14 protein-coding genes and 1 other annotated feature are annotated in these 18000 nt (G+C 43.7%); of the genes, 4 read left to right on the forward strand and 10 right to left on the reverse strand.

Annotation, left to right across the window (positions count from 1 at the left end):
- Nucleotides 1-68 precede the first annotated feature (68 nt).
- Both RZO55_RS15765 and sigG read left to right on the forward strand, forming a co-directional pair.
- Nucleotides 69-833, forward strand: a complete 765-nt coding sequence (locus RZO55_RS15765; RefSeq protein ID WP_318065202.1) for a type III pantothenate kinase — start codon at nucleotides 69-71, stop codon at nucleotides 831-833.
- A 112-nt stretch (nucleotides 834-945) separates the two neighbouring features.
- Nucleotides 946-1722, forward strand: a complete 777-nt coding sequence (sigG, locus tag RZO55_RS15770) for an RNA polymerase sporulation sigma factor SigG (protein ID WP_097006612.1) — start codon at nucleotides 946-948, stop codon at nucleotides 1720-1722.
- A gap of 89 nt (nucleotides 1723-1811) precedes the next feature.
- Here sigG and sigE read toward each other — a convergent pair whose 3' ends face one another.
- From sigE to RZO55_RS15800, 6 genes are all read right to left on the reverse strand, one after another.
- Nucleotides 1812-2552, reverse strand: coding sequence for an RNA polymerase sporulation sigma factor SigE (gene sigE, locus RZO55_RS15775; protein WP_318065203.1), 741 nt, complete (start codon nucleotides 2550-2552; stop codon nucleotides 1812-1814).
- A gap of 29 nt (nucleotides 2553-2581) precedes the next feature.
- A complete protein-coding gene (locus tag RZO55_RS15780; RefSeq protein WP_336624312.1) occupies nucleotides 2582-3469 on the reverse strand; it encodes a sigma-E processing peptidase SpoIIGA in 888 nt (295 codons plus the stop codon).
- 242 nt (nucleotides 3470-3711) lie between these two features.
- Nucleotides 3712-6351: a valine--tRNA ligase gene (locus tag RZO55_RS15785; protein ID WP_318065205.1), complete on the reverse strand. Its 2640-nt coding sequence runs from the start codon at nucleotides 6349-6351 to the stop codon at nucleotides 3712-3714.
- A 63-nt stretch (nucleotides 6352-6414) separates the two neighbouring features.
- Nucleotides 6415-6637: a binding site (T-box leader), on the reverse strand.
- Between the two features lie 39 nt (nucleotides 6638-6676).
- Nucleotides 6677-7492 carry a tetratricopeptide repeat protein gene (locus tag RZO55_RS15790; protein WP_318065206.1) on the reverse strand — a complete coding sequence of 272 codons (816 nt, stop codon included), beginning with the start codon at nucleotides 7490-7492 and terminating at the stop codon, nucleotides 6677-6679.
- Nucleotides 7489-8712: a DUF5716 family protein gene (locus RZO55_RS15795; RefSeq protein WP_318065207.1), complete on the reverse strand. Its 1224-nt coding sequence runs from the start codon at nucleotides 8710-8712 to the stop codon at nucleotides 7489-7491. The genes RZO55_RS15790 and RZO55_RS15795 overlap by 4 nt, the downstream gene beginning before the upstream one ends.
- 15 nt (nucleotides 8713-8727) lie before the next feature.
- Nucleotides 8728-12300: a DUF5717 family protein gene (locus RZO55_RS15800; protein WP_318065208.1), complete on the reverse strand. Its 3573-nt coding sequence runs from the start codon at nucleotides 12298-12300 to the stop codon at nucleotides 8728-8730.
- A gap of 142 nt (nucleotides 12301-12442) precedes the next feature.
- On the opposite strand from RZO55_RS15800, the gene RZO55_RS15805 reads away from it, so the two are divergent.
- Nucleotides 12443-13594, forward strand: coding sequence for an NAD(P)-dependent malic enzyme (locus RZO55_RS15805; protein WP_318065209.1), 1152 nt, complete (start codon nucleotides 12443-12445; stop codon nucleotides 13592-13594).
- Nucleotides 13595-13615: 21 nt separating this feature from the next.
- Nucleotides 13616-14140, forward strand: a complete 525-nt coding sequence (locus RZO55_RS15810) for a DUF4364 family protein (protein ID WP_097006604.1) — start codon at nucleotides 13616-13618, stop codon at nucleotides 14138-14140.
- A gap of 278 nt (nucleotides 14141-14418) precedes the next feature.
- On the opposite strand, the gene RZO55_RS15815 is transcribed toward RZO55_RS15810, so the two are convergent.
- The 4 genes from RZO55_RS15815 to RZO55_RS15830 all read right to left on the reverse strand — a co-directional run bounded on the left by RZO55_RS15815 (nucleotide 14419) and on the right by RZO55_RS15830 (nucleotide 17974).
- Nucleotides 14419-15372 carry a D-2-hydroxyacid dehydrogenase gene (locus RZO55_RS15815; RefSeq protein ID WP_318065210.1) on the reverse strand — a complete coding sequence of 318 codons (954 nt, stop codon included), beginning with the start codon at nucleotides 15370-15372 and terminating at the stop codon, nucleotides 14419-14421.
- A gap of 80 nt (nucleotides 15373-15452) precedes the next feature.
- Nucleotides 15453-16196 (reverse strand): amino acid ABC transporter ATP-binding protein, encoded by a 744-nt coding sequence (locus RZO55_RS15820; RefSeq protein WP_318065211.1) that lies wholly within the window; start codon nucleotides 16194-16196, stop codon nucleotides 15453-15455.
- Nucleotide 16197: 1 nt separating this feature from the next.
- Nucleotides 16198-16998, reverse strand: coding sequence for an amino acid ABC transporter permease (locus RZO55_RS15825; RefSeq protein ID WP_336624313.1), 801 nt, complete (start codon nucleotides 16996-16998; stop codon nucleotides 16198-16200).
- 97 nt (nucleotides 16999-17095) lie between these two features.
- A complete protein-coding gene (locus tag RZO55_RS15830) occupies nucleotides 17096-17974 on the reverse strand; it encodes a transporter substrate-binding domain-containing protein (protein WP_318065212.1) in 879 nt (292 codons plus the stop codon).
- Nucleotides 17975-18000 lie beyond the last annotated feature (26 nt).

Below are 18000 nucleotides of genomic sequence, written 5' to 3' on the forward strand. Positions count from 1 at the left end.
TTTTCCTCACAAAATATGATACTCTACAGTATAGCACAAGAAAAAAAAGTTGGAAAGGAGTTCTCTCCATGATTTTAGCCATAGATATTGGTAACAGTAATATTGTCATTGGAGGCATCGACAAGAGCAAAACGTATTTTGTTGAACGGGTGAACACCAATCACAGAAAAACGGAGCTGGAATATGCCGTAAATATAAAGGACATTATGAATCTTAACGGATTCCCTCTTTCCTCCATAGAAGGATCCATCGTATCCTCCGTTGTTCCTCCCCTCACGGAGGTAATCCTCTCTGCTGTCAGGAAACTGACAGGAAATACACCTCTTCTTGTTGGCTCAGGCATGAAGACAGGACTGAACATAAAGATGGATAACCCAAAGGCTGTGGGAAGTGACTTAATTGTAGATGCAGTTGCTGCTTTAAAGGATTTTACACCTCCGATTATTGTGATTGACATGGGGACTGCAACCACCGTATCTGTCATCGATCAGCAGGGGAATTTTACAGGGGGGATCATTTTCCCTGGACTCAGAGTTTCCCTGGATTCTTTAAGCAACCGGGCTGCCCAGCTGCCTTATATCGGTTTGGAAAAGCCTTCACGAATCATTGGAAAAAACACCATCGACAGCATGCGAAACGGCATTTTATACGGAAATGCGGCCATGATTGACGGTATCATTGACAGAATGCAGGAAGAACTTCATATGGAAGCAAGTCTCGTTGCAACAGGCGGACTGGCATCCTCTGTTATATCCCTCTGCCGCCACAACATACATTACGATGATGCTCTCCTGCTTAAAGGTCTGCAGATTTTATATGAAAAAAACAGGTAAAAAAAAACTGCCCAAAAACTGGAAATAAATTTTAATTCGGCAATCGTATAAAAGCCCTCGAATAAGTACATCATTTCTATGTAAGAGAATAAAATGATGCGGAGGGAAAGATATGTCTGGATACAAAGTAGAGATTTGCGGCGTCAATACTTCCAAACTGCCTCTTCTGAGCAATGAAGAGAAGGAAGTCCTTTTCAAGCGGATACTTAACGGAGATAAAAAGGCCAGAGAAGATTACATCAAGGGGAACTTAAGACTGGTTCTCAGCGTTATACAGCGTTTTTCCGGCAGCAGCGAAAATGTGGACGATTTGTTTCAAATTGGCTGCATTGGTCTGATCAAGGCTATTGATAACTTTGATATTACGCAAAATGTACGGTTTTCCACCTATGCAGTACCCATGATTCTGGGTGAGGTGCGGCGTTATCTTCGGGATAATAACTCCATCCGCGTCAGCCGTTCCCTGCGTGATACTGCTTATAAAGCTATCTACGCCAAAGAAAACCTGATGAAAAAGAACTTAAAAGAACCTTCTCTCATGGAAATAGCAGATGAAATCGGAGTCAGCAAGGAAGATATCACCTATGCACTGGATGCAATCCAAAGCCCGGTAAGTTTATATGAACCGGTATACTCGGATGGGGGAGATCCTCTCTATGTCATGGACCAGATCAGTGACAAGAAAAACCTGGAGGAAAACTGGGTTGAGGACATCTCCTTAAACGAGGCCATGAGAAGACTTCCGGAACGGGAAAGACACATCATCGATATGCGTTTTTTTGAAGGAAAGACCCAGACGGAAGTTGCAGAAGAGATTCACATCAGTCAGGCCCAGGTGAGCAGACTGGAAAAGAACGCGCTTAAAACCATGAAGAATTATCTTTCATAATGTTTTAAGAATGACTCACATGGCATAAGCCCACCTTTTAAAAGGCAGGCTTAGCTTACATAATTAATAATTCGCCACATCAAACATTTTTATTCGAACCGCACAATTTCTTTTTTTAACCGCTTCATGATTTTCTTCTCCAGCCTTGATATGTAGGATTGGGAAATACCAAGTAAATCCGCCACTTCCTTCTGTGTCATCTCTTCTCCATCCTCGTCGGAAAGGCCAAACCGCAGCTCCACAATCTTACGCTCCCTGGGGCTTAACCTGCTGATTGCTGAATTCAGGAGATTTCTTTCCACCTCTGTTTCCAAGTCTTTATATATAACATCCTCATCTGTACCAAGAATATCGGACAGCAGAAGCTCATTTCCATCCCAATCCACATTTAAGGGTTCATCAATTGATACTTCCATTTTAGTTTTATTATTTCTTCTTAAATACATGAGTATTTCATTTTCAATACATCGGGAAGCATAAGTTGCCAGTTTTATATTCTTTGCGGGATTAAAGGTATTAATCGCTTTAATCAGACCGATGGTGCCAATGGAAATTAAATCTTCCACACCAACACTTGTATTATCAAATTTTTTCGCAATATAAACAACAAGGCGGAGATTGTGTTCAATTAATTCCGATTTCGCTCTCTGGTCCTCGTCTCCTCCAAGCAGACCAATAATCTGGGCTTCTCTCTCACTGTCCAGAGGCGCAGGCAGGATATCAGCACCTCCTATATAATGGATCTCCCCCTGAGACGGCATCATTAATGTTCTGAATGTAGGTATTGCTTTAAACTGAAAACGATTTGGTACGGATACTTTTATAATCATGTCGACACTCTCTCCTTTACATCATACAATTACTCTTCGTGCAGCAGCATCTGATACTCTCCGCCTGCAGACAGTGCTTTTTTACAGACAGCCACCAGAGGCTTTTCAATTATTTTTACATCATCTCCCTGACGTATCTCCATCTCGTCTAAATAAATTCCAGGCATGACTCCATCAGACTTTCCCACACTTCCGAACGGGATATAAACCACTTCCGAAACACTCTCACACAGTTCCCGAACGGCTTCATAGGTCACAACATGGACGGGACGGCGGCTTACCGGCTCATAAAGGCGGTTACCTGTATCAAGAAGAGCAGTCACCCTTTTTTCCTTTCCTCTGTAATGCATGGTGACTTCATAAAAATTGCTCTTTGCTTGCCACAGCTTTGGCAGCCATCGAAGCAATACCCGTATTCCAAAATAGGATCCGGTACCCAAAAAAATAAACTGGTAAAAAGGAATGGCCTTGCCTGTATTTCCTCTAAGAATCTGTTCTATATAATAGCCGGTCTTCGTATGTTGATATAGGAACTCCATGATTCCTCCAACAGCTACTGAGGCCAGATAAAGGGCTATTACTCCTTTTCCGATATCTTTGGGTTTTCTTAAGTTGAAAGCAGTCATCACCATCAGGGTGCTGACCCCCAGATAGGTAACTGCCATCTCAAATATTACAGGCAAATAAGGAAAAGCAGCGGCAAACACGGCCCACGCTGCTCCCAAAACTGCCCCCAGAATCAGCCTCCACCGGATCAGACGGTATTTCATTCCCCGTCTCACGATGGACAATACCAGAAAATCCATGGTAAAATTAATAAAGAACAATACATCTATGTACAGGTTTAATTCCGTTGCTGCGTTCACCTCCCGCCCTGTACGAACATTATAGCCAGTTATCCATTCAGAATTTGTCAAAACCACGGAAAAAATTCCATTTTTTCATCGTCTTTTTCCAACCTGCAATGCCAGTTCCCGACAGTTTTTTACAGACCAGATCTGATCTTTTTGTCTACTTTCGCTAATTAAAAGTCAGTACTTTGTGGTAAGAATCTTTCCCAACCAGACATAGACAACAAAAAACAGCCGGACACGGGACTAAAATCCGCGTTCGACTGTTTTTTTAACCAATATTATATTGTCGATTTTATATAAAAAAATTAAGAGAGCTGAGAAAGACGTTCTTTAACCTGTTTCATCATCTGAGCATACTTCTCAAGCTTTGCTTTCTCTTCTTCAATCTTGGCTGCAGGTGCCTTGCTTACAAACTTCTCATTGCTTAACATGGTGCGCACACGGGAAAGCTCTTTTTCCAGACGCTCTTCTTCCTTCTTCAGGCGTTCAATCTCCTTTTCAATATCAACCAGTTCTGCAAACGGCATATAAATGACTGCCTGGTGAATCACTGCGGAGACTGCATCCTCGCTGATTCCCTGCTTATCCTTCTGTATGCATACTTCACCTGCATACCCAAGAGTAGCAAAAAATACTTTGCTGCGTTCAAAAATATCAAGGACATCCTGATTTTCAGAAACTACATACACCTTTGCCTTTTTGCTTGGCGGAACGTTCATGGATGTTCTTACATTTCTGATCCCCCGGACTGCTTCCTTAATCGTTTCCACAGCAAGCTCTTCTTCCTCAAATACGTACTCCTCCCTGAATTCCGGCCATTTTGAAATCATGATTGACTCTTCTTCATCCTGAAGATTGCAGAAAATCTCCTCAGTCAGGAACGGCATATATGGGTGAAGGAGCTTTAAAGAATTAATCAAAACCGTTTTAAGCGTCCACACCGCTGCTTTCTTTGTGGTATCGTCATCATTCCAAAGCCTCGGCTTCACCATCTCAATATACCAGTCGCAGAATTCTTCCCAGATAAAGTCATATACTTTAGACAGAGCAATTCCCAGCTCATATTTATCCAGATTTTCAGTCACATCTTTCGCAAGCGTGTTTACTTTTGACAGGATCCACTTATCAGCCATGGTAAGCTCTGTCAGCTCTGGGTTTGCATCAGGAGCCTTTTCGATATTCATCATGATGAACCGGGATGCATTCCATACTTTATTGGCAAAATTCCGGCTTGCCTCTACCCGCTCCCAATAAAAACGCATATCATTACCAGGTGCATTTCCGGTAATCAGCGTCATCCTCAGGGCATCTGCACCGTATTTATCGATAACCTCCAGAGGATCAATTCCGTTTCCTAAGGATTTACTCATCTTTCTACCCTCAGAATCTCTTACCAGCCCATGCATCAGCACTGTATGGAAGGGAAGCTCCCCTGTCTGCTCAATTCCGGAGAAAACCATACGGATTACCCAGAAGAAAATAATATCATATCCGGTTACAAGTACACTGGTGGGGTAGAAATATTTTAAATCCTCTGTATTATCCGGCCAGCCGAGAGTTGAGAACGGCCACAGAGCAGAGGAAAACCAGGTATCCAGGGTATCCTCATCCTGTGTGAAGTGAGTGCCGCCGCACTTAGGACATATATCAGGAGATTCTTTGGAAACAATAATTTCATGACATTCATCACAATAATATGCCGGTATCCGGTGTCCCCACCATAGCTGCCTGGAAATACACCAGTCCCGGATATTCTCCAGCCAGTTAAAATAGATCTTATCAAAACGCTCCGGAACGAACTTAAGCTTACCGGTCTTTAATGCCTCGATTGCCGGCTTTGCCATCTCCTCCATCTTAACAAACCACTGCTGTTTCACCATGGGCTCAACCGTCGTCTTACAACGGTCATGAGTGCCGACTGCATGGGAATGGGGAACAACCTTAACCAAAAGCCCCAGTTCCTCTAAGTCTTTTACAATGGCTTTTCTGGCTTCATAGCGCTCCATGCCGTTATATTTACTGCCTGCAAGGCAGATAGTCGCATCATCATTCATGATCGTAAGTTCAGGTAACTGGTGCCTTCTTCCTACCTCAAAATCATTGGGGTCATGGGCCGGGGTAATCTTTACACAGCCGGTTCCAAATTCTTTGTCTACATAAGAATCTGCAATGACCGGAATCTCCCGTCCCGTAAGGGGGAGTACCAACATCTTTCCAATAATGTCCTGGTAGCGCTCGTCTTCCGGATTCACGGCCACTGCTGTATCTCCTAACAGGGTTTCCGGTCTGGTGGTCGCTATCTCCACGAATCTGCCTTCCTCACCTGCAATCGGGTAGCTGATATGCCAGAAGAATCCGTTCTGGTCTTCATGTTCCACCTCTGCATCGGATATGGAGGTCTGGCAGACCGGACACCAGTTGACAATTCTGGATCCCTTATAGATATAGCCTTTTTCAAACAATCGGAGGAAAACTTCCTGTACTGCTTCGGAACATCCTTCATCCATGGTGAAACGCTCTCTGTCCCAGTCTGCAGAAGATCCCATTTTATGAAGCTGGTTGATGATGCGGCTGCCGTATTCTTCTTTCCAGTCCCAGCATTTCTCCAAAAATCCTTCCCGGCCTAAGTCGTCTTTTTCGATTCCCTGGGCTTTTAAGCTTTCAATTACCTTCACTTCTGTTGCAATTGCCGCATGATCCGTACCAGGCTGCCATAATGCCTCAAAGCCCTGCATTCTCTTATATCTGATGAGTATATCCTGCATGGTATTGTCAAGGGCATGCCCCATATGAAGATGTCCTGTGATATTGGGAGGAGGCATCACAATGGTAAACGGCTTTTTATCCTTATTGGGTTTGGCATGGAAATACTTTTTATCCAGCCATTTCTGATAAAGTTTGCCTTCAATCCCTGAAGGATCATAGGTTTTCTCCAACTCTTTCATAATCTTCTCCTTTATGTTTGCTCAGTATTTTGGAAAAACAAAAAGCCCTTTGCATCCGAAGACACAAAGGGCGAATAAACGCGGTACCACCTTTATTATGACAGATTCTGTCATATCTTTATAAGCCTGTAACGGGGCCATACGTGAACGCTTACTATGTCATAAAACTTTCAGCCTTCCAGTTCCGAAGCTACCTTCCGCATATACTTCCTTAACCGTCTTTCAGCCAGCGGACGGTTTTCTCTTTCAGGGTTATGTGCGTACTCCTCTTCTTCAACACCTTTATCTGTTATCTAGTATATGATAGTGGCTTTTTATCTTTTTGTCAAGACATAATATTACGGTATTCCTTCTTCCATTTGGAAACCAGTTCTCCCGCTCCCTGGAAACGCTTAATTGGGTCCTTCTGAAACAATTGATCCAGCTCATTCAGGCTTTGCGCCTTACCTGCAGCTTCATCTGCCAGTTCCCGCTCCTCCCTGCAGACTTTTTGCAATTCTTCCGTAAGGAGAGGCAAAAACCGTTCTCCCGGTTTCACAGAAGCGTTCCACTGGTTTAAATGGCAGATTTTCTTTAATACTTCCTCGCTTTTTGAGAGATCGTATGATTTCTCATAAGCACTGCAGGCTTTATCCATGAGAAACAACCGGGCATAAGCCGCACCTAAGTTGTTATAAACTTTTGCTGTAAAACCATCACTGCCTCTGTCTGCTCTCGCCATGTTGAGAATCTTTAGATAAAGAGCAGCCGCTTTTCCGTATTGCTTTTTATGAAAAAGGAAATCTGCTTTTTCCTTAAACAGTTCCGACTGCGGCAGCCGGCGCAGGGATGCCAGTTTCTGGCGGAACTGTCCCACTTCCACAGCACTGTAGTAATCACATTCATGGAGAATCATGGCAAGAAGTTCAGCTTCCTCTTCATCACTTTTCTGCCATTTTTCCAGTTTCGCCGCAAAAAAAGCCATATCTAAATCTTCCCGGATAAATTCCAGAAGACTTTCATCTACGAATCCCTCCATCACAAGAAGAGGATTGTTGTAAATAACATAGCAAAGCTCCTGGGAAGAATAAATTCTAATACCCAGGTACTCAAAGTAAAAAGGTCGTTTTACCGGCTCCTGCCGGCATAGAATCAGACTCATAACATAACCTCTTGCCTGATCACCGCATCCGTAGCAGGAAACAGCTCTCCAAAGCCCTTATCTTTTAATACCACTGCCATCGTCTTCTCATCCAGGAATCCAAAGCTGATTCCCAGGCGGGTGGTCCGGTCCGGGCGGTTGGGAAACCCTTCTAAAGGGATCTTCACCAGCCGTTTTTGTTTAGGATCCATGGGAGTTACCAGAAATTCCACATAATCCTGCTTATCTACAATTAAGTCCACACTGCTTTTCGCTTCATACCAGCTATCACCTGCTGCAGCTACTATGAGCTGACTCTCCCGTTCCTTGTGAAGCACGCGTAAGGATATCGTAGAATGCAGATGCCCTTCACAGATGCAGATAAACGGATATGCTGAATTATCCTGTAAATAATCCATCCCCTTAAAAGCTGCACCTCTGGCAAACAGCTCCGGTTCCATATAGACCTTTCTTCTGGAACAAAGCATTTTCATGGAATCTTTTGCCCAGTCATGGCGCTCAAATCCCTTCCCAGTAAGAAACACAGAGGAAAACAGCTTTTTCTGCATTAACCGGTCAACGCAGGAACATAAAATTTTATCTGCCAGTTTTCCGCCGGATGGAGTATCCAGTATATCTAAATTAAAGCTTTCTTCTAAAGCCTCATGTTCTGCAACCACCATCATCTTCCTAAGGCCACGCTGAACCTTCAGTTCATGATAATGAAAGGAATCCTCTGACAAATCAAATACGCCCACCTGGTTGCCCCACACCTCTTTTTTCTGGCTTAGTACATAGTAAACAAAGCTTTCCGTATGGCTGATAATATGGACCCGTTCCCGATCAATACCAAGAGCGTCAGCACAGTACATCAGTGCATCCATCAGCTTTGTGTCTACCTTCTGCATGGTAATAACCAGCTGTTTAATCTCCTCACAGAAGAATTCTTCCATAGGCAGCTTTATAATTTTCTTTAGAAATAATTTTAATAAGTCAAGACCTTCATATTTTGTACCGCCAAGTGTTGCCGTACCGTCTTTTCTTACCATTTTTATCAGCTTGTCCACAATGATGCCTTCTCCCACGAGAGTATAGGCATAAGCCTCTTCTCCTATGTACCAGGCTTCCTCATCTTTTTTCTTGCAGATAACCGTAGGAATGCTCCATGATTTGTCTCTGTCATGGCAGCATATCCGGGTATAGGCATCACACAGATCAAGCCCTATTATCAGTCCGTCCATTGACATCCCCTTATCTTACATCAGTGAAAATATTTCTTCCGCAGCAGCATTTTTCTTTAAATACTCCTGCATCCGTTTTTTAAGCCCCGTCTCTTCCTTTAAATTTAAAGACAGGCTCATTTCGTTTAAGCAGGCATATCTGCTGTCCGAATCTTCCGGTGTTACGCCTGCTTCACAGCTGACGCTTCCCTCTTCCTTTAATACCCATTCCTCATCAATCAGTTCCTTCACCCGGTATTCCATGATTTCGCCCTCAAACAGTATCTTCTGTTTCACAAAAACGCCCTGATACATGCGGGTAATGTCCTCGGTGTGATATTCTTCTTCATCGGGCAGGATCCTGATTTCCAGCTCAATTTTTGAATCCCGGTCTGCACAGTACTGAATCATCGACTTATCCATAATATCTTCTGGTATAGAGATATATCTGGCCAGGTTTTTATAATATGGAAAAACCAGACGCTCTTCTAATAGCAGTGAAACCATACTTAGGCATAGTTCTTTCTGCTGCTGGCTGATCATGGGAAGCTGGGAGTAATATCTGGTCAGTGCCAGTAAATAAATGGTAGGGAAACGCCCTCTCTGTGACGCAGTCTGTATAAGATCTTCCAGATAAGAAAAAATCTTCTCTTCCGGTTCCTTCCCATTCATAAAATAATCCGTACACTTTATGGTAAAATATGCTTTTACAATACTCTCAGCAGGTTCTTTCCTTGTCTGGTATAAACGAAAAACCTTATCCAGTCTGGAAGCATCACCGCTAAACATCATCTGGGCAGTCAGTCGTTCTTCCAGATCATAGGTTTCCACATGCCTGGAAACTGCCTGCTGCAAAATACGGTACATCTGGCTGCTGAGGCCGTTATAATGTTCACATAAATAATCCAGGAGAACGCTGTCGCTTTCTTCTTCCAAAAAAGCCTGATAGGCCAGATGCAAAAGAAGCACATCCTCGCAGAACAGATTCTTAAGAATCATCTCTGCACACAGCTTATGAAGCTGCTTGGTACGGATCCCTTCCGCCCCGTAATCCCGGATCATTTTATAAGCTTCTTCTATGTATTTGTTATGAATCAGCGTATCACATACCCCGGCCCGTTCCTGTCTGGAAAGGACCTTTTTATCAAGCTTTAGTAAGTATGCGGCTCCCTCTCCCTGCTCTGGCGCGTTTTCTGTCTGCCTATGGTAATATTCAATCACCCTGGAGAGCAAAAGCTTCTGATAATAAGGTCTTAAGTTTGGGTCCTCCAGCGTACGTTCCAGAATACCAGCCTCTCTGGCATCTGCGGCCCCACGGGCCAGTATCTGCTCACAGACACGCAGCCGGAGCATAGGGTGTTCCGGATATAGTTCAAAACACCGTTCCTCCAGTTCAGAACGTTCCATAACAGGCTCTTTTTTATAGGAAATATTGGCGTACCGGTTTCCATAAGCATCCTGAAAAAGTAAAATGCTGTGCTCGGAAAACAGAGGCACATATGCAACGCCGTCGTTTAGAAGAAAGGCATCTTCCTGTGTCATTTCCTCATAACAGACAATGACATACTTCATTTTTATATTCTTGCATTCCACCCGGTAGGATCTTAAAATGGAAGGCAGTACCTTTGCCATGGACAAATCAATGACTTCCTTTAATACCATACGTTCATAGATGGCAGCCAGATAATGATCAATCCTGGACTCAAACAGCTGTTCCGTCGCAAACTTCTCAATGATACGTTCATAGGCCTGATACAGAGGATCCGCAGGCTCTAAATATACCAGAACATTCTTATAAAGGACACTTCTGCTGTATAGATCCAGTTCACTGCCTCCGTAGGAGAAATACAGAAGAACTTCCTTTGGCAGTAAATAGCAGTAGTTCTTTGGCAGCGCATAAATATAGTATTCATAAAGCCTGGTCAGGCTGATACCTGCTTTTACACCCTTCTCGTACCAGGAAAAAGCCTCCGGCTGACGACATTCCCCCTTGATTAAAAGGGAACAGATAGCCTCCAGCACTTCTTTTTCGGCTTTTTCTTTATACAATCTGCAAAGCATCCGGTAATGCAGCCGATGGTAGTGCTTGGCTGCCAGAGTAAGCCTGCAGATCTGGGACGCCAGCGGTTTCTCGATCAGTCCTTTACCGGCAGAGGAAAACAGTATCTGAAGTTCCATGGGACCAATGGACCGGATCAGCTCCGGAGCACTGTTTAATACTTTTAAACCCCAGGCATAAAAAAACGGACTTCTTACTCCTGCTTCATACTGACGTCTGAGCAGAGCCAGCACTGCCGGGGGATTCTCAAACAGCCGCTTGTCTGATTTAGCAATTAGCACAAACAGATAGAACAGGCTGTGATCCTCTTCTAAATATTTTTTCATGAGACGGACCAAAGACTCTCTCTGGTATTCATCCGGTTGAATCTCCAGGCGCAGATACTGGTAATAACAGTAAATTTCTTTCTTTTCCTGTCTCTGAGCAAGAATCTCATCCCGGCTTTCATCAAGAAAAAGTGCTGCTTTGGATTTCTCACCGTCAAACAGACAGCATTCTGCACGGAGGAGTTTTAAAAGACTGCTCTCCCCTTTCATCAGCTCTATTTCATCAAGCGCCTTTTCCATCTCCAGTCGAAGAGACTTTGCACATTCCTCTTTAATATCCGCCTCCAGGCGAAGCCGCAAAAATCGGCCAAATGCCTCTTTTGTAAAGGCGTCCTCCGCCGATATTCCCCCTCCTGGATTACTTACCGATGTAACTGGTACCAGAAAGCACTCTTCCACTCCGTTTATCTGAATTCTGCCATAGTTCTCTCCCTGATGCATGCGCTCCGGGTGCACAAAAAAAGACAGCGCACAGACATCATCTTCGAAATCCTGTTCGCTGATTGTCTTCTTTGGCAGTTCTATAAAATCACAGTCGGTTGTCACTTCCAGGCTGATGCAGCCCCAGCTGCTGCGCTTAATCTCAACCCAGTCCTGAACAACTTCCTCCAGTTGTCCATATCTTCGCTCTGCAGTTTCCACCGATAGCTCGATCGGTTTTTTCACCTTTAAAGCGACCAGAAACTCTTCCAGTTCCTTTCTTCTGTCAGGCCGGCCCTTTAATCCGTCGTAGATTGCTCTTATATGAAGATCCTTCATAAACGGGGCCGTAACAAAATCGCAGTACTCAAATAAACGAAGAGCCGTATCTAAATCTTTTTTTGCAGTATCTGCAAAATCCTCTGCTGTCGTTAAATCACTCAGTGCTTTTCCTGACGTGCCAAGTTCTACACAAAACGAATAAGGAACTTCTCTCTCGCCGCCATTGGTAACCAGATAAAAAGATCCCTTAATCACATCCCCATCTTCCATGAAACTGCTGTTAATCTCATAGACCAGATGATTGTATGTACCTCCAAACGATCCGCTTATCATCCTGACGCGGTAGTTCGAGGAATATGCAAGTCCCTTTATGTGCAGGTTATTCTCACTGGTAACGACAAGTTCCCGTCTCGTGGCTCCGCCCGAACGCACTACATCATCAATTCCCGATGGAGTAACCTTTACCTTTGGAATATCAGAATCAATGATGCCCTTCGCCAGCCTGTTGATTCGTTCTCTCATAGTACCACCTGTATCTTCAATTTCCTTGTGTTATTCGTATGATTCATTTGAATTACTCTATATTCTAACATATTTTCTATTGATTTAAAACCCTAAAATTGGTATGATAAATAAAAACTGTTGAAAAAAGGACGAACTCATTATGACGACCAACGAAAAAGCACTAATGCTCCATGCAAAATGGGGTGGAAAGCTGGAAATAACTTCCAAAGCAGCAGTAAAAAGCAGAGAAGACTTAGCCCTTGCCTATACTCCCGGTGTAGCAGAACCATGCAAAGTCATCGCAGATAACCCGGAAGCTGCCTATCAATATACTATCAAATCCAACACCATCGCAGTTGTATCTGACGGCAGCGCTGTTTTAGGACTTGGAAATATCGGCCCTCTTGCAGCCATGCCAGTGATGGAAGGGAAAGCCGTATTGTTTAAAGAATTCGGCGGAGTCAATGCCATTCCCATTTGTCTGGACACCCAGGATACACAAGAGATCATAAAGACCGTGACTGCCATTGCTCCTGCCTTTGGCGGCATTAACTTAGAAGACATATCTGCCCCCAGATGCTTTGAGATCGAGGAACGGTTAAAAAAGCTTCTTTCCATTCCCGTCTTTCATGATGACCAGCATGGGACTGCCATTGTGGTCCTTGCCGGAGTGATCAATGCATTGAAGGTAACCGGGAAAAAGAAAGAGGATTGCCGCGTGGTGGTAAATGGCGCGGGATCTGCTGGTATTGCAATCACCAGACTCCTGTTAACTTATGGATTTTTGCATATTGTCCTCTGTGACCGGGCAGGAATCCTGTTTAAAGGGATGGAAGGGTTAAACTGGATGCAGGAAAAAATGATGGATTCTACCAATTTAGAGAGGAATACTGGTAGCCTGTCCGATGCCATGAAGGATGCCGATATCTTTATCGGGGTTTCAGCACCAGGAATCGTGACAGAGGATATGGTATCTTCCATGAATACCAATTCCATTCTCTTTGCCATGGCTAATCCAGTCCCTGAAATCATGCCGGATCTGGCAAAAAAGGCAGGCGCTAAAGTTGTTGGAACAGGCAGATCTGATTTCCCAAATCAAGTCAATAATGTGGTGGTATTCCCAGGTATTTTTAAAGGTGCGCTGGAGGGAAGAGCTGCTGCCATTACCGATGAGATGAAGCTGGCTGCAGCAGAGGCCATCGCAGGTCTTGTCGCGCCTGGAGAATTAAATGAGGACAATATTCTGCCGGAGGCTTTTGATCCACGTGTGGCAGAGGTTGTCAGCCGGGCGGTGAAAGACCATATCCGGTAATACAAAGATGGAGGTTATCCGATGCTGTCAGAACCCATGACACTTTATAAGCTGATGATTCTATACATGCTGAAACAGGTAAACTTCCCCCTGACCAGTGCACAATTATCTAACTTTTTTCTGGAGCATGAATATACCACATATTTTACATTGAATCAGGCATTGAATGAGCTGTTAGAGGCAAGACTGCTGCATGTGGAAACCAATCACAACAGCAGCCGGTACGAAATCACCCGGGAAGGAGAGGAAACGCTCTCCTTTTTCGGCAATAAGATTTCACCGGCAATTGTCCTTGATATGGATGAATATTTAAAAGAAAATAAGTTCCGCCTCCGTAACGAGGTGGGTGTCACAGCAGATTATTATAAATCAACAAGCCAGGACTACATTGTCCACTGTGAAGTAAGAGAAGGCAAAAACTGTCTGATTAATCTGGAGCTTTCCGTCCCGGATAAGGATCAGGCAGAAATTATGTGTGATCACTGGAAACTGAAAAGTCAGGAAATCTATGCATTCGCCATGAAATCACTGATGAGCGGTTCATAGTCATAGGGGGGATTTGTTTGAAAAAAGTTCCAATTAAAAAAACATGGTATCATTCTATTACTGATTCTTATCAAGCCTTAAAAATGCAGCACAAAAAGAAGATGCTCCGGCTGAAAATCAAGTTATTTCTCACTGTTTTTCTACCAATTGTTATTTTATTTCTGGGAGCCGAAGTGCTCCGTACATTCATCCGAATCCGGATCCGAAAACTCTTTTCCGGTCCGATACCTAAAAATTGATCATGTCAGGGCGGCTTTATAAGCCGCCCTGTTTTTGTCTTATACTCTGTTTCGTTCCTCTCCCCTCAAATAGGAGCAAATGTTTTCATAAACCTCATTTAAGCATCTTCTTCTGGCCTCAACCGTCGCCCATGCGATGTGAGGGGTTATAATCAATCTGGTACTGTCCTTCACATTCAGCAGAGGATTATCCGGCCGCATGGGTTCTTCACTGATCACATCAAGTCCTGCACCTCCAATTTCATCTGTTTCCAGAGCCTTTAAAAGTGCCTCTTCCCTGATAATATTTCCTCTGCCCAGATTAAGCAGAACAGCAGTTTTTTTCATCAGTTTTAATGCATTTTCATCAATTAAATACTCTGTGGCAGAATTCAGGGGAGCATGAATGGATATGATATCTGAATTTTTTAATAACGCCTCGAATCCAACCCGTTCCCAGCTTGAGTTGGTATTTTTACCAGACGTTGAATAATAGATAACCCGGCAGCCGAAAGCTTCTGCCACCTGGGCGACACCTCTTCCGATTTCACCAAGTCCGATGATCCCCCAGGTTTTTCCCCATAGTTCATTGAATTTTTTATCGAATCTGCTGAAAATATCACTGGCTGCATATTCACCTGACTTTACGAACTGATCATAATAGGCTAACTTTTCATAGATATAAAACAGCAATGCAAAGGTATGCTGAACGACAGACCGGGTAGAATATCCCTTTACATTCGTAACTGCGATATCCCTTTTTCGAATATAATCAAAATCAACCGTATTGGTTCCCGTTGCTGTCAGGCAGATCAGTTTTACGTGTTTCGCATATTTTAGAGTCTCTTCATTCATGGGAATCTTATTTACCACAATAATATCTGCATCTCTCACCCGTTCCTGATTGAACTCCGGTTCTGATTTATTATACTTTATTACCTCTCCCAGCTTATAAAACGGAGAATAATCCACGTCATCCCCCAGTGTATCGGTTTCCATAAAAACCAGTTTCATAGGATCCTCCTTTCAGTTACCAAAAAGGAGCCTGCTCCACAACTGAACATCCAGTTATTTTGCAACAGCTCCGTCTGCCTTTAACCCTGCATAAACCGGGCTAAGAATTCCTTTGTTGAGTTCTTCCGGGGATTACCGAATATATCAGCCGGTGCTCCCTCCTCTTCTATAACGCCTCCAGCCATATAAACCACATGATTGGATACATCCCTGGCAAAAGCCATTTCATGTGTCACGATAATCATAGTAAGGCCTTCCTTTGCCAGTGTTCTCATGACCGCAAGAACCTCTCCTACCATCTGGGGATCCAGAGCAGAAGTAGGCTCGTCAAAGAGCAGTACCTCCGGTTCCATGGCAAGCGCCCTGGCAATGGCCACTCTCTGCTTCTGGCCACCAGAAAGCTGCCTTGGCTTGGCATTGATATAAGGTGCCATTCCAACCTTTTCCAAAAACATCATTGCAGTCTTCTTTGCTTCAGCCTTATCTTTCTTTAAAACCTTCACCTGGCCTACCATACAGTTTTCCAGCACTGACATATTATTAAAGAGATTAAAATTCTGAAACACCATCCCGACTTTAGTCCGGTATTCGGGCACACTCATCTTTCTGTCCGTGATATCTGTATCGTGATGCAGAATCTCTCCGGTAGTCGGGGTTTCTAATAGATTGATACAGCGTAAAAGAGTGGACTTTCCAGAACCGGATGCTCCGATGATACACGTCACATCCCCGGCATTTACATTGAAATCAATATCTCTTAAAACCACATTGGCTCCAAATGTCTTGCTTAAATGACGAATCTTTAACACATTGCACTCAGCCATCTTATTTGCCCTCCTTCTCTTTCGGATCCGGGAACCTCACCATTCCGCTGGTATAAGCTAACGTATCTGTAGTTGCCAGATCGTAACTGTCAGGTCCATCCATCTTCTTCTCCCAATAACGAAGAATTCTGGAACTGGTAAAGGTCAGGACAAAGTAAATTACCATAGTAATGGTAAATGCCTCAAAATAAGTATAATAAGCCCCTGCCACTCCCTTGGTTGTATAAAACAGTTCTACAACTCCAATGACAGAAAGTACACAGGTATCCTTAATATTAATGATTAAGTTATTACCGATCTGAGGCATAATGTTTCGCAGAGCCTGGGGCATAATAACATTTAACATCGTCTGATAATGCGTCATGCCAATGGCTTTTGCTCCTTCTGTCTGACCCGGATCAATGGATAGGATTCCACCTCTGACCGTTTCAGCCATATAAGCTCCTGTATTGATGGATACAATAAAATAGGAAGCAAATACAATGGACATATTAATCCCCAAAAGTGCGGATGATCCGTAGAAAATAAACATGGCCTGAACCATCATCGGGGTTCCGCGGAAAACTTCAACATAGATATTCAAAATAATTTTGAGTACTTTAACCAGCACTCGTCTCACCAGATTATCCTGCTTTGATTCGGGAATGGTCTGAATAATTCCCACAGCAAAACCGATCACACAGCCGACCAATGTACCGACAATGGCAATTGCCATTGTTTTGCCTGCCCCTGCTAAAAAGGACGGGCCATAATTTTGCAGTATAAATATGATTCTTCCAAAAAAATCTGACGGCAAAGACATATACTACCTTCTCCCTTTCGTAACTTCGTAAAACAGAACAAGCGGCACGGAAAACACTGATCCCGTGCCTGCAAGCCCCGATATTCCTGATTCCTTATTACTTTGAAAGCGGCTGTACGCTGATCGCCTCTTCCATCATCTTATTAAAATCATCCTTGGTCATCTTTCCAAGTACTCCGTTGATGCCATCCTTTAATTCTGTATTGCCTTTTTTTAAGGAAACTCCGATATTAATATCCTCATCAGAGACCTTGAATTCTCCTTCTGTACCTGTGAAATCAAGAAGCTTAAAATCAGGATATGCAATCAGAGCAGCCTGACCGGTAGGCTTATCTGTTACTACTACATCACATCTTCCTGAGTCTAAAGCAACCAGCATAGCCGGAGCGGATTCCTGAGCCGGCTGAATGTCTGCATCCGGAATCTGGGGAAGACAGTTGTCATACCAGATGGTATTTAACTGAGAGGTAGCTACTGCACCCTTTAAGTCAGCAACACTTTTTGCATTCTCATACTTGCCGCCGTTTTTTACAAGAGCAACGATGGTTGCAAAATAGTAAGGTTCCGTAAAATCAACTGACTGCATACGCTCAGCAGTAATGGATTGTCCTGCAATTACACAGTCGACCTTTCCTGACTGAACAGCAGGTACCAACGAATCCCAGTCCAGCTTTACGATCTCCAGACTATATCCCAGCTCGTCCGCAATTTTTTTCGCCATCATTACATCATAACCGTAAGCATAATCAGAACTTCCGGAAATCGGTACAGCTCCGTTCTCATCTGTTGGCTGAGTCCAGTTATAAGGAGCATAACTGCACTCCATGGCAACTTTTAATACCTTTTTATCTCCTGCTTCTTTTCCCGCACCAGATGTGCCGGCTGTGGAGTTACCGCCTGAACAGGCAGTTAATGCTGCCGCTGCCAGAGCTGCCGCCATGAGAGTTGACACGACTTTCTTCATAGTTTTTTTCATAACTGTTTTCTCCTCTTCCTACCATA

It is taken from the genome of Clostridium boliviensis (assembly GCF_033342255.1).
GTDB classification, from domain to species: domain Bacteria; phylum Bacillota; class Clostridia; order Lachnospirales; family Lachnospiraceae; genus Lacrimispora; species Lacrimispora boliviensis.

Coding starts and splice junctions, on each gene's coding strand:
- RZO55_RS15785 (WP_318065205.1), bottom strand. CDS start 6,351: ATGAAAGAGTTGGAGAAAACCTATGATCCTTCAGGGATTGAAGGCAAA.
- RZO55_RS15825 (WP_336624313.1), bottom strand. CDS start 16,998: ATGTCTTTGCCGTCAGATTTTTTTGGAAGAATCATATTTATACTGCAA.
- RZO55_RS15830 (WP_318065212.1), bottom strand. CDS start 17,974: ATGAAAAAAACTATGAAGAAAGTCGTGTCAACTCTCATGGCGGCAGCT.
- RZO55_RS15805 (WP_318065209.1), top strand. CDS start 12,443: ATGACGACCAACGAAAAAGCACTAATGCTCCATGCAAAATGGGGTGGA.
- RZO55_RS15795 (WP_318065207.1), bottom strand. CDS start 8,712: ATGGACGGACTGATAATAGGGCTTGATCTGTGTGATGCCTATACCCGG.
- sigG (WP_097006612.1), top strand. CDS start 946: ATGTCTGGATACAAAGTAGAGATTTGCGGCGTCAATACTTCCAAACTG.
- RZO55_RS15820 (WP_318065211.1), bottom strand. CDS start 16,196: ATGGCTGAGTGCAATGTGTTAAAGATTCGTCATTTAAGCAAGACATTT.
- RZO55_RS15815 (WP_318065210.1), bottom strand. CDS start 15,372: ATGAAACTGGTTTTTATGGAAACCGATACACTGGGGGATGACGTGGAT.
- RZO55_RS15800 (WP_318065208.1), bottom strand. CDS start 12,300: ATGAGAGAACGAATCAACAGGCTGGCGAAGGGCATCATTGATTCTGAT.
- RZO55_RS15790 (WP_318065206.1), bottom strand. CDS start 7,492: ATGAGTCTGATTCTATGCCGGCAGGAGCCGGTAAAACGACCTTTTTAC.
- RZO55_RS15765 (WP_318065202.1), top strand. CDS start 69: ATGATTTTAGCCATAGATATTGGTAACAGTAATATTGTCATTGGAGGC.
- RZO55_RS15810 (WP_097006604.1), top strand. CDS start 13,616: ATGCTGTCAGAACCCATGACACTTTATAAGCTGATGATTCTATACATG.
- sigE (WP_318065203.1), bottom strand. CDS start 2,552: ATGATTATAAAAGTATCCGTACCAAATCGTTTTCAGTTTAAAGCAATA.